Here is a 12,772-nt window from a genome sequence, read left to right as displayed (position 1 = left end):
GTCACACGCCATTCTTCAAAGGCTACCGTCCACAGTTCTACTTCCGTACCACTGACGTGACCGGTACCATCGAACTGCCAGAAGGCGTAGAGATGGTAATGCCAGGCGACAACGTGAACATGGTTGTAACCCTGATTCACCCAATCGCGATGGACGACGGTCTGCGTTTCGCAATCCGTGAAGGCGGCCGTACCGTTGGCGCAGGCGTTGTTGCTAAAGTTATCGCTTAATCGCTGATAAAGTTTGACGCGACACGCGGTAAAAGGGCATCATTTGATGCCCTTTTTCTACGCTGTGAACTAGAACCTATCTCATCAGCGATTTTGCAGTCATAATCATTGGTGAGATGGGCTCTTAAACCGTATTGACTGAATACGTCATGGCGTAAAACACCGGGATATTGCTATTGCGGTATCCGATCGGTTTGGTTTGCCTCGCAATGCGAGGCAAAGTTGTTTGTTCTGAATCATCATTGTGACAGGTTGGTTTATGAGTGCGAATACCGAGGCTCAAGGGAGCGGACGCGGCCTGGAAGCGGCAAAGTGGCTGATCGTCGCCGTTCTGTTGGTTGTGGCTATTGTCGGTAACTATTACTACCGTGATTTAAGCCTGCCATTGCGCGCGCTGGCAGTTGTGCTGATCATCGCCGTTGCAGGTGCAGTGGCTCTGATGACCACCAAAGGCAAAGCCACCGTTGCGTTTGCCCGCGAAGCGCGTACCGAAGTACGTAAAGTGATTTGGCCAACTCGTCAGGAAACGCTACACACCACGTTGATCGTTGCCGCGGTAACCGCCGTGATGTCACTGATTCTGTGGGGACTGGATGGTATTCTGGTCCGTCTGGTGTCGTTTATTACTGGCCTGAGGTTCTAAAATGTCTGAAGCTCCAAAAAAACGTTGGTACGTCGTTCAGGCGTTTTCCGGTTTTGAAGGTCGCGTAGCGCAATCGCTGCGTGAACACATCAAACTGCACGATATGGAAGAGCTGTTCGGCGAAGTGATGGTGCCTACGGAAGAAGTGGTTGAAATCCGTGGTGGCCAGCGTCGCAAGAGCGAGCGTAAATTCTTCCCTGGCTACGTGCTGGTGCAGATGGTGATGAATGACGCCAGCTGGCACCTGGTGCGCAGCGTACCGCGTGTCATGGGGTTCATCGGCGGCACGTCTGACCGTCCTGCGCCTATCAGCGATAAAGAAGTTGATGCGATCATGAACCGCCTGCAGCAGGTTGGTGACAAACCGCGTCCGAAGACGCTGTTCGAGCCGGGCGAGCTGGTGCGCGTCAACGATGGCCCGTTTGCCGATTTCAACGGCGTGGTCGAAGAAGTCGATTACGAAAAGAGCCGCCTGAAAGTTTCCGTTTCCATCTTCGGCCGTGCAACGCCGGTGGAACTGGACTTCAGCCAGGTTGAAAAAGGCTGATCGAATAATCAGCAATAAGCGGTCCGTTGCCGCTTGTCAAAGGCGCGAAATTGAACTACAATTTCGCGCCTTTTGTTTTTAGATGCCTTGCCTGATGCCTGTCTGGCGAGGTGAAACACGGGGAGCCTCTCACGAGGCGATACTACCCAAACCGAGGAAATTTAAATGGCCAAGAAAGTACAAGCCTACGTTAAGCTGCAAGTTGCAGCTGGTATGGCTAACCCGAGCCCGCCAGTTGGTCCAGCTCTGGGTCAGCAAGGCGTTAACATCATGGAATTCTGTAAGGCATTCAACGCTAAAACTGACAGCGTTGAGAAAGGTCTGCCGATTCCGGTTGTTATTACCGTTTATTCTGATCGCTCCTTCACTTTCGTTACCAAAACCCCGCCAGCAGCAGTTCTGCTGAAAAAAGCGGCTGGTATCAAGTCTGGTTCCGGTAAGCCGAACAAAGACAAAGTAGGTAAAGTGACCCGTGCTCAGGTACGTGAAATCGCAGAAACCAAAGCTGCGGACATGACTGGTTCTGACGTTGAAGCGATGACTCGCTCCATCGAAGGTACCGCTCGTTCCATGGGCCTGGTAGTGGAGGATTAAGAGATGGCTAAGCTGACCAAGCGCATGCGCGTGATCCGTGACAAAGTTGATGCTACTAAACAGTATGACATCACCGAAGCTGTTGCTCTGCTGAAAGAGCTGGCCACCGCTAAATTCGTAGAAAGCGTTGACGTTGCCGTTAACCTCGGCATCGACGCTCGTAAATCTGACCAAAACGTTCGTGGCGCTACCGTTCTGCCACACGGCACCGGTCGTTCCGTTCGCGTTGCCGTATTTGCCCAAGGCGCTAACGCTGAAGCAGCGAAAGCTGCCGGCGCAGAGCTGGTAGGTATGGACGATCTGGCTGACCAGATCAAGAAAGGCGAAATGAACTTCGACGTTGTTATTGCTTCCCCGGATGCAATGCGCGTTGTAGGTCAACTGGGCCAGATCCTGGGTCCACGCGGCCTGATGCCAAACCCGAAAGTGGGTACCGTTACTCCGAACGTTGCTGAAGCAGTGAAAAACGCTAAAGCTGGTCAGGTTCGCTACCGTAACGACAAAAACGGCATCATCCATACCACTATCGGTAAGGTTGATTTCGACGCAGACAAGCTGAAAGAAAACCTGGAAGCCCTGCTGGTTGCGCTGAAAAAAGCAAAACCTTCTCAGGCGAAAGGCATGTACATCAAGAAAGTTAGCCTCTCCACCACCATGGGTGCTGGCGTTGCTATCGATCAGAGCGGTCTGTCTGCTGCAGCGAACTAATCGCACTTGCGATTATCGCTTTGACTTGGGGCCGAGATTTGTCTAGAATCTTATGCCCCAAGGTTTTGCTACTGGCTATGCCGTAGGCAAAACAAAGATTTTTCGGTTGGAGCCTGGCCTATCCAGGCCTCCGTCCAAGACCGCAGGTGTATCGCAAGATACTTAATCCTTCCTGCGTAGACGGTGACAGAGCCTAAGAAAATTTTTCTTTTTTATAAAAGAATGTCTTTGCTGGATTCTGCTCACCGTGTTAAGCCGCTCGGCGTGGCGTTTTACAAAGCGCCGAGTGAAGTGAGTTCCGGGGGATTTTCCCCGGCTAATCCAGGAGCAAAAAGCTAATGGCATTAAATCTTCAAGACAAACAAGCGATTGTTGCTGAAGTCAGCGAAGTAGCCAAAGGCGCGCTGTCTGCGGTTGTTGCGGATTCCCGCGGCGTTACCGTAGATAAAATGACTGAACTGCGTAAAGCAGGTCGTGAAGCTGGCGTTTACATGCGTGTTGTTCGCAACACCCTGATGCGTCGCGTAGTTGAAGGCACTCCATTCGAATGCCTGAAAGACACGTTTGTCGGTCCAACCTTGATTGCATTCTCTCACGAACACCCGGGCGCTGCTGCTCGTCTGTTCAAAGAGTTCGCGAAAGCGAATGCAAAATTCGAGGTTAAAGCTGCGGCCTTTGAAGGTGAGCTGATCCCAGCGGCGCAAATCGACCGCCTGGCGACGCTGCCAACTTACGAAGAAGCGATCGCACGCCTGATGGCAACCATGAAAGAAGCCGCTGCCGGCAAACTGGTTCGCACTCTGGCTGCAGTACGCGATCAGAAAGAAGCGGCGTAAGCCACTCTTTCTTAGCCTTTGCTAACGTATTTAAACTATTTCTGAATTTTAGGAACAATTGTTATGTCTATCACTAAAGACCAAATCCTGGAAGCAGTTGCCGCTATGTCCGTAATGGACGTTGTTGAACTGGTTTCCGCTATGGAAGAAAAATTCGGCGTTTCTGCTGCTGCTGCTGTAGCTGTAGCTGCTGGCCCAGCTGAAGCTGCTGAAGAGAAAACTGAATTCGACGTTATCCTGAAAGCTGCAGGCGCTAACAAAGTTGCTGTTATCAAAGCAGTACGTGGCGCTACCGGCCTGGGTCTGAAAGAAGCTAAAGACCTGGTTGAATCTGCTCCAGCCGCTCTGAAAGAAGGCGTGAGCAAAGATGACGCAGAAGCTCTGAAAAAATCTCTGGAAGAAGCTGGCGCAGAAGTTGAAGTTAAATAAGCCAACCTTTCCGGTTGCAGCCTAGTCTTTTAGGCTGATGGCTGGTGACTTTTTAGTCACCAGCCTTTTTGCGCTGTAGGGCGCCAGTAGCGTTTCACACTGTTTGGCTGCTGGTTTCGCCTCCCAATGTTTGTTTCTGTTGACGACTTAATATACCGCGGTCTTTGCACTACCAGGAGTTCTGGGGGAAGACGCGATGAAATGGTTTAAGCGTGATAGCAAGAGACATTGCGGAAAGTGTTCCCGCTTTCCGGTCGACAAAACGGTGTTGCATGAACTGTCCCTAATCGGACGGACAGATTGGGTCACTGATCAGCGAGCTGAGGAACCCTATGGTTTACTCCTATACCGAGAAAAAACGTATTCGTAAGGATTTTGGTAAACGTCCACAAGTGCTGGACATACCATATCTCCTTTCTATCCAGCTTGACTCGTTCCAGAAGTTTATCGAGCAAGATCCAGAAGGGCAGTACGGCCTTGAAGCCGCATTCCGTTCTGTTTTCCCTATCCAGAGCTACAGTGGCAATTCGGAGCTGCAATACGTTAGCTACCGTCTTGGTGAGCCGGTCTTCGACGTCAAAGAGTGCCAGATCCGTGGTGTGACGTTCTCTGCACCGCTGCGCGTAAAACTGCGCCTGGTTATCTATGAGCGCGAAGCGCCTGAAGGTACGGTCAAAGACATCAAGGAACAAGAAGTCTACATGGGCGAAATTCCGCTCATGACCGAAAACGGCACCTTTGTGATCAACGGTACTGAGAGGGTTATCGTATCTCAGTTGCACCGTAGTCCTGGCGTATTCTTCGACAGCGATAAGGGTAAAACCCACTCTTCGGGTAAAGTGCTGTACAACGCACGCATCATCCCTTACCGCGGTTCGTGGTTGGACTTCGAGTTCGATCCGAAAGACAACCTGTTCGTGCGTATTGACCGTCGCCGCAAACTGCCTGCGACCATCATTCTGCGCGCGCTGAACTACACCACTGAACAGATCCTCGACCTGTTCTTTGACAAGATCGTCTTCGAAATCCGCGACAATAAGCTGCAGATGGAGCTGGTGCCAGAGCGCCTGCGTGGTGAGACCGCTTCGTTCGATATCGAAGCCAACGGCAAGATCTACGTAGAGAAAGGCCGTCGTATCACCGCCCGTCATATCCGTCAGCTGGAAAAAGACGACATTCAGAGCATTGAAGTACCGGTAGAGTACATCGCGGGCAAAGTGGTCGCGAAAGACTATATCGATACCAATACCGGCGAACTGATCTGCGCAGCCAACATGGAGCTGTCGCTGGATCTGCTGGCCAAGCTGAGCCAGTCTGGCCACAAGCGCATCGAAACGCTGTTCACCAACGATCTGGATCACGGCGCGTACATCTCTGAAACGCTGCGTGTCGATCCGACCAACGATCGTCTGAGCTCGCTGGTAGAAATCTACCGCATGATGCGCCCTGGTGAGCCGCCAACGCGCGAAGCTGCCGAAAGCCTGTTCGAGAACCTGTTCTTCTCCGAAGACCGCTACGATCTGTCCGCGGTGGGTCGCATGAAGTTCAACCGTTCTCTGCTGCGCGACGAGATCGAAGGTTCGGGCATCCTGAGCAAAGACGACATCATCGAAGTGATGAAGAAGCTCATCGATATCCGTAACGGCAAGGGCGAAGTGGACGACATCGACCACTTGGGCAACCGTCGTATCCGCTCCGTCGGCGAAATGGCCGAGAACCAGTTCCGCGTAGGTCTGGTGCGTGTTGAGCGTGCGGTGAAAGAGCGTCTGTCTCTGGGCGATCTGGATACCCTGATGCCTCAGGACATGATCAACGCCAAGCCGATTTCGGCGGCGGTGAAAGAGTTCTTCGGTTCCAGCCAGCTGTCCCAGTTCATGGACCAGAACAACCCGCTGTCCGAGATCACGCACAAGCGTCGTATCTCCGCACTGGGCCCGGGCGGTCTGACCCGTGAGCGCGCCGGCTTTGAAGTTCGAGACGTACACCCGACCCACTACGGCCGCGTGTGCCCAATCGAAACGCCGGAAGGTCCAAACATCGGTCTGATCAACTCCCTGTCCGTGTACGCACAGACTAACGAGTATGGCTTCCTGGAAACCCCGTACCGCCGCGTGCGTGACGGCGTGGTGACCGATGAAATCAACTACCTGTCTGCTATTGAAGAAGGCAACTTCGTTATCGCCCAGGCGAACTCCAACCTGGATGAAGAAGGCCGCTTCGTAGAAGACCTGGTCACCTGCCGCAGCAAAGGCGAATCAAGCCTGTTCAGCCGCGACCAGGTTGACTACATGGACGTATCCACCCAGCAGGTCGTTTCCGTTGGTGCTTCACTGATTCCATTCCTGGAACACGATGACGCCAACCGTGCATTGATGGGTGCGAACATGCAACGTCAGGCCGTACCAACCCTGCGCGCTGACAAGCCGCTGGTCGGTACCGGTATGGAACGTGCTGTAGCGGTTGACTCCGGCGTAACCGCCGTTGCCAAACGCGGCGGTGTGATCCAGTACGTGGATGCTTCCCGTATCGTTATCAAAGTTAACGAAGACGAGATGTACCCGGGCGAAGCAGGTATCGATATTTACAACCTGACCAAGTACACCCGTTCTAACCAGAACACCTGCATCAACCAGATGCCGTGTGTGAGTCTGGGTGAGCCAATCGAGCGCGGTGACGTGCTGGCGGATGGCCCATCGACAGACCTGGGCGAACTGGCACTGGGCCAGAACATGCGCGTAGCGTTCATGCCTTGGAACGGCTACAACTTCGAAGACTCCATCTTGGTCTCCGAGCGCGTGGTGCAGGAAGATCGCTTCACCACCATCCACATCCAGGAACTGGCGTGCGTGTCTCGCGACACCAAGCTGGGGCCTGAAGAGATCACCGCCGACATCCCTAACGTGGGTGAAGCTGCGCTCTCCAAGCTGGATGAATCCGGTATCGTGTATATCGGCGCTGAAGTGACCGGCGGTGACATCCTGGTCGGTAAGGTAACGCCTAAAGGCGAAACCCAGCTGACGCCGGAAGAGAAACTGCTGCGTGCGATCTTCGGTGAGAAAGCGTCTGACGTTAAAGACTCTTCTCTGCGTGTGCCGAACGGCGTTTCCGGTACGGTTATCGACGTGCAGGTCTTCACCCGCGATGGCGTGGAAAAAGACAAGCGCGCGTTGGAAATCGAAGAGATGCAGCTGAAGCAGGCGAAGAAAGACCTGACGGAAGAACTGCAGATCCTGGAAGCCGGCCTGTTTGCACGTATCCACGCGGTGCTGGTTGCCGGTGGCATCGAAGCCGACAAGCTGAGCAAGCTGCCGCGCGATCGCTGGCTGGAACTGGGCCTGACCGACGAAGAGAAGCAAAACCAGCTGGAACAGCTGGCCGAGCAGTACGACGAACTGAAATCCGACTTCGAGAAGAAGCTGGAAGCCAAGCGTCGTAAGATCACTCAGGGCGACGATCTGGCGCCGGGCGTGCTGAAAATCGTCAAGGTTTATCTGGCTGTTAAACGTCAGATCCAACCGGGTGACAAGATGGCGGGCCGCCACGGTAACAAGGGTGTTATCTCCAAGATCAACCCGATCGAAGATATGCCTTACGATGAAAACGGCACGCCGGTAGACATCGTACTGAACCCGCTGGGCGTACCATCACGTATGAACATCGGTCAGATCCTGGAAACCCACCTGGGTATGGCTGCGAAAGGCATCGGTGAGAAGATCAACCAGATGCTGAAGCAGCAGCAGGAAGTGGCCAAGCTGCGTGAGTTCATCCAGAAGGCCTACGATCTGGGCGACGACGTTTGCCAGAAAGTTGACCTGAACACCTTCAGCGACGACGAAGTGCTGCGTCTGGCAGAGAACCTGAAAAAAGGTATGCCGATCGCAACACCGGTGTTTGACGGTGCGAAAGAGACTGAAATCAAGAAGCTGCTGGAAATGGGTGGTATCCCGACCTCCGGTCAGATCACGCTGTTCGATGGCCGTACCGGTGAGCAATTCGAGCGCCAGGTTACTGTCGGCTATATGTACATGCTGAAACTGAACCACTTGGTTGACGATAAAATGCACGCCCGTTCAACCGGTTCTTACAGCTTGGTTACTCAGCAACCTCTGGGTGGTAAAGCGCAGTTCGGTGGTCAACGCTTCGGTGAGATGGAAGTGTGGGCACTGGAAGCATACGGCGCGGCTTATACCCTGCAGGAAATGCTCACCGTTAAGTCGGATGACGTTAACGGCCGTACCAAGATGTACAAAAACATCGTGGATGGCGACCACCGGATGGAGCCAGGCATGCCGGAATCCTTCAACGTACTGTTGAAAGAAATCCGCTCGCTCGGCATCAACATCGAACTGGAAGACGAGTAATCGTCATTCCGGCTCAGGCTCCCCGCCTAAGGGAGCCTGAGGGTGGTTGTTCAGGTCACACGGGTACCTACTGCGGTTGTGGGTACCCAACAGGTTTAACTCCGACAGGAGCCAATCCGTGAAAGACTTATTGAAGTTTCTGAAAGCGCAAACTAAGACCGAAGAGTTTGATGCGATCAAGATTGCTCTGGCCTCGCCAGACATGATCCGTTCGTGGTCGTTCGGTGAAGTTAAGAAGCCGGAAACCATTAACTACCGTACGTTCAAACCAGAACGTGACGGCCTTTTCTGCGCCCGTATCTTCGGGCCGGTAAAAGATTACGAGTGCCTGTGCGGTAAGTACAAGCGCTTGAAACACCGCGGCGTGATCTGTGAGAAGTGCGGCGTTGAAGTGACCCAGACCAAAGTGCGTCGTGAGCGCATGGGCCACATCGAGCTGGCTTCGCCGACCGCGCACATCTGGTTCCTGAAATCGCTGCCATCCCGCATCGGTTTGCTGCTGGATATGCCGCTGCGTGATATCGAACGCGTACTGTACTTCGAATCCTATGTGGTGGTCGAAGGCGGTATGACCAACCTCGAGCGTCGTCAGATCCTGACCGAAGAGCAGTATCTGGACGCGCTGGAAGAGTTCGGTGACGAATTCGACGCCAAGATGGGTGCGGAAGCTATTCAGGCCCTGTTGAAAAACATGGATCTGGAAGCCGAGTGCGAGCAGCTGCGTGAAGAGCTGAACGAAACCAACTCCGAAACCAAGCGCAAGAAGTTGACCAAGCGTATCAAGCTGCTGGAAGCGTTCGTACAGTCCGGTAACAAGCCGGAGTGGATGATCCTGACCGTGCTGCCGGTACTGCCGCCGGATCTGCGCCCGCTGGTTCCGCTGGATGGCGGTCGTTTCGCGACCTCGGATCTGAACGATCTGTATCGCCGCGTGATCAACCGTAACAACCGTCTGAAACGCCTGCTGGATCTGGCTGCGCCTGACATCATCGTGCGCAACGAAAAGCGTATGCTGCAAGAAGCGGTAGACGCCCTGCTGGATAACGGCCGTCGCGGTCGTGCCATCACCGGTTCCAACAAACGTCCTCTGAAATCTTTGGCCGACATGATCAAAGGTAAGCAGGGTCGTTTCCGTCAGAACCTGCTCGGTAAACGCGTTGACTACTCCGGCCGTTCCGTAATCACCGTAGGTCCATACCTGCGTCTGCATCAGTGCGGTCTGCCTAAAAAGATGGCGCTGGAGCTGTTCAAACCGTTCATCTACGGCAAGTTGGAGCTGCGTGGCCTGGCCACCACCATCAAAGCCGCCAAGAAAATGGTTGAGCGTGAAGAAGCCGTCGTTTGGGATATCCTGGACGAAGTGATCCGCGAACACCCGGTACTGCTGAACCGTGCACCAACCCTGCACCGTTTGGGTATCCAGGCGTTTGAACCGGTTCTGATCGAAGGTAAAGCGATCCAGCTGCACCCACTGGTTTGTGCGGCCTATAACGCCGACTTCGATGGTGACCAGATGGCTGTTCACGTACCGCTGACGCTGGAAGCCCAGCTGGAAGCGCGTGCGCTGATGATGTCTACCAACAACATCCTGTCCCCAGCGAACGGCGAGCCAATCATCGTTCCTTCTCAGGACGTTGTACTGGGTCTGTACTACATGACCCGCGACTGTGTTAACGCCAAGGGCGAAGGCATGGTGCTGAACGGTTCCAAAGAAGCTGAGCGTGTTTACCGCGCCGGCCTGGCGTCTCTGCATGCGCGCGTTAAAGTGCGTATCACCGAAGACGTCAAAAACGCCGAAGGCGAATGGACTTCTCAGACCAGCATTATCGACACCACCATCGGCCGCGCCATCCTGTGGATGATCGTACCGAAAGGTCTGCCGTACTCGATCGTTAACCAGCCTTTGGGCAAGAAAGCGATCTCCAAGATGCTGAACACCTGTTACCGCATCCTGGGCCTGAAGCCGACCGTTATCTTTGCTGACCAGATCATGTACACCGGTTTTGCTTACGCAGCCCGTTCAGGCGCTTCCGTAGGTATCGACGACATGGTTATCCCGGCCAAGAAAGCGGAGATCATCGAAGAAGCGGAAACCGAAGTTGCCGAGATCCAGGAGCAGTTCCAGTCTGGTCTGGTTACCGCCGGCGAACGCTACAACAAAGTGATCGATATCTGGGCTGCAGCGAACGAACGCGTTGCGAAAGCGATGATGGAAAACCTGTCGGTAGAAGACGTGGTTAACCGTGACGGCGAAGTGGAACAGCAAGTTTCCTTCAACAGCATCTTTATGATGGCCGACTCCGGTGCGCGTGGTTCCGCCGCTCAGATTCGTCAGCTGGCCGGTATGCGTGGCCTGATGGCGAAGCCGGACGGCTCCATCATCGAAACGCCAATCACCGCGAACTTCCGTGAAGGTCTGAACGTACTCCAGTACTTCATCTCCACCCACGGTGCTCGTAAAGGTCTGGCGGATACCGCACTGAAAACCGCGAACTCCGGTTATCTGACCCGTCGTCTGGTTGACGTGGCGCAGGATCTGGTTGTGACCGAAGACGACTGTGGCACCCACGACGGCATCCTGATGACTCCGGTTATCGAAGGTGGCGACGTGAAAGAGCCGCTGCGTGAACGCGTTCTGGGCCGTGTGACGGCAGAAGACGTCCTCAAGCCGGGTACGGCGGACATTCTGGTGCCACGCAACACCCTGCTGAACGAGAAGGCGTGTGACCTGTTGGAAGAGAATTCTGTCGACAGCGTTAAAGTCCGTTCCGTAGTGAGCTGTGAAACCGACTTTGGTGTGTGTGCAAACTGCTACGGTCGCGACCTGGCACGTGGCCACATCATCAACAAAGGTGAAGCCATCGGCGTTATCGCGGCACAGTCCATCGGTGAGCCGGGTACACAGCTGACGATGCGTACGTTCCACATCGGTGGTGCGGCATCTCGTGCGGCTGCTGAATCCAGCATCCAGGTGAAAAACAAGGGTAGCCTCAAGCTGAGCAACGTGAAGTTCGTTATGAACGCCGCGGGCAAGCTGGTGATCACCTCGCGTAACACCGAACTGAAACTGATCGACGAATTCGGCCGTACCAAAGAAAGCTACAAGGTGCCTTACGGTGCCGTGATGGGCAAAGGCGACGGTGAAGAAGTTAACGGCGGCGAAACCGTTGCTAACTGGGATCCGCACACCATGCCGGTCATCAGTGAAGTCAGCGGCTTCATTCGCTTCGCGGATATGGTTGACGGCCAGACCATTACTCGCCAGACCGACGAACTGACCGGTTTGTCTTCTCTGGTCGTACTGGACAGCGCAGAGCGTACCGGTAGCGGTAAAGACCTGCGTCCGGCACTGAAAATCGTTGACGCTCAGGGCGAAGACGTATTGATCCCAGGTACTGATATGCCTGCTCAATACTTCCTGCCGGGCAAAGCGATCGTTCAGCTGGAAGACGGCATTCAGATCGGTGCGGGTGATACCCTGGCGCGTATTCCTCAGGAATCCGGCGGTACCAAGGATATTACCGGTGGTCTGCCGCGCGTTGCCGACCTGTTCGAAGCACGTCGTCCGAAAGAGCCGGCAATCCTGGCTGAAATCAGCGGGATTATCTCGTTCGGTAAAGAGACCAAAGGCAAACGTCGCCTGGTGATCTCTCCGCTGGACGGCAGCGACGCTTACGAAGAGATGATCCCGAAATGGCGTCAGCTCAACGTGTTCGAAGGCGAAGTGGTGGAACGTGGTGACGTCGTTTCCGACGGCCCAGAGTCTCCGCACGACATTCTGCGTCTGCGTGGCGTGCATGCGGTTACCCGCTACATCACCAACGAAGTGCAGGAAGTTTACCGTCTGCAAGGCGTTAAGATTAACGATAAGCACATCGAAGTTATCGTTCGTCAGATGCTGCGTAAAGGCACCATCGTTAGCGCTGGTGGCTCCGAGTTCCTGGAAGGCGAGCAGGCTGAAGTGTCTCGCGTCAAGATTGCCAACCGTCAGCTGGAAGCTGAAGGTAAAATCGCGGCAACCTTCTCGCGCGATCTGCTGGGTATCACCAAGGCTTCCTTGGCGACCGAGTCCTTCATCTCCGCTGCATCGTTCCAGGAAACGACGCGCGTTCTGACCGAAGCTGCCGTAGCCGGCAAGCGTGATGAACTGCGTGGCCTGAAAGAGAACGTTATCGTGGGCCGTCTGATCCCAGCCGGTACCGGTTACGCTTATCATCAGGATCGTATGCGTCGCCGTGCTCAGGGTGAAGCGCCGGTTGTTCCGCAAGTCAGCGCGGAAGAAGCGACGGCTAACCTGGCCGAGCTGCTCAACGCAGGCCTGGGCGGCAGCGACGACGAGTAATCGTCATCCGCGCCGCGGGCCCGGTACGCCGGGCCCATCGCCAGATAAACCGCCCCTTCGGGGGCGGTTTTTTTTCGCCTCG

General features: G+C 54.6%; 8 protein-coding genes and 1 pseudogene. All 9 read left to right on the top strand.

The features are described 5' to 3' along the window. A pseudogene (gene tuf / locus BVU99_RS08280) lies at positions 1-230 on the top strand (elongation factor Tu); the annotation flags it as partial. Positions 231-489: 259 nt separating this feature from the next. Next, entirely contained in the window at positions 490-873 is a 384-nt protein-coding gene (secE, locus tag BVU99_RS08275) for a preprotein translocase subunit SecE (RefSeq protein ID WP_004929916.1), read from the top strand. A 1-nt stretch (position 874) separates the two neighbouring features. Beyond that, entirely contained in the window at positions 875-1,420 is a 546-nt protein-coding gene (gene nusG / locus BVU99_RS08270) for a transcription termination/antitermination protein NusG (RefSeq protein ID WP_004929914.1), read from the top strand. A 165-nt stretch (positions 1,421-1,585) separates the two neighbouring features. Then, positions 1,586-2,014 carry a 50S ribosomal protein L11 gene (rplK, locus tag BVU99_RS08265; protein WP_015376316.1) on the top strand — a complete coding sequence of 143 codons (429 nt, stop codon included), beginning with the start codon at positions 1,586-1,588 and terminating at the stop codon, positions 2,012-2,014. Between the two features lie 3 nt (positions 2,015-2,017). After that, positions 2,018-2,722: a 50S ribosomal protein L1 gene (rplA, locus tag BVU99_RS08260; protein WP_019456443.1), complete on the top strand. Its 705-nt coding sequence runs from the start codon at positions 2,018-2,020 to the stop codon at positions 2,720-2,722. A 338-nt stretch (positions 2,723-3,060) separates the two neighbouring features. Next, complete coding sequence (gene rplJ, locus BVU99_RS08255) at positions 3,061-3,558, top strand: 50S ribosomal protein L10 (RefSeq protein WP_004929905.1); 498 nt, start codon at positions 3,061-3,063, stop codon at positions 3,556-3,558. A 63-nt stretch (positions 3,559-3,621) separates the two neighbouring features. Beyond that, a complete protein-coding gene (gene rplL, locus BVU99_RS08250; RefSeq protein ID WP_004929903.1) occupies positions 3,622-3,987 on the top strand; it encodes a 50S ribosomal protein L7/L12 in 366 nt (121 codons plus the stop codon). 332 nt (positions 3,988-4,319) lie between these two features. Continuing rightward, on the top strand, positions 4,320-8,348 hold the full coding sequence (rpoB, locus tag BVU99_RS08245) for a DNA-directed RNA polymerase subunit beta (protein WP_025304938.1): 4,029 nt from the start codon (positions 4,320-4,322) through the stop codon (positions 8,346-8,348). Positions 8,349-8,466: 118 nt separating this feature from the next. Beyond that, positions 8,467-12,690: a DNA-directed RNA polymerase subunit beta' gene (gene rpoC / locus BVU99_RS08240; RefSeq protein ID WP_025304939.1), complete on the top strand. Its 4,224-nt coding sequence runs from the start codon at positions 8,467-8,469 to the stop codon at positions 12,688-12,690. Positions 12,691-12,772: the final 82 nt, after the last annotated feature.

The sequence above is a fragment of the Serratia sp. OLAL2 genome (assembly GCF_002752475.1).
In the GTDB taxonomy this organism is placed as follows: domain Bacteria; phylum Pseudomonadota; class Gammaproteobacteria; order Enterobacterales; family Enterobacteriaceae; genus Serratia; species Serratia bockelmannii.
Note: the sequence above shows the minus strand (reverse complement) of the source record. Positions and strands in the feature narration are given on the sequence as shown.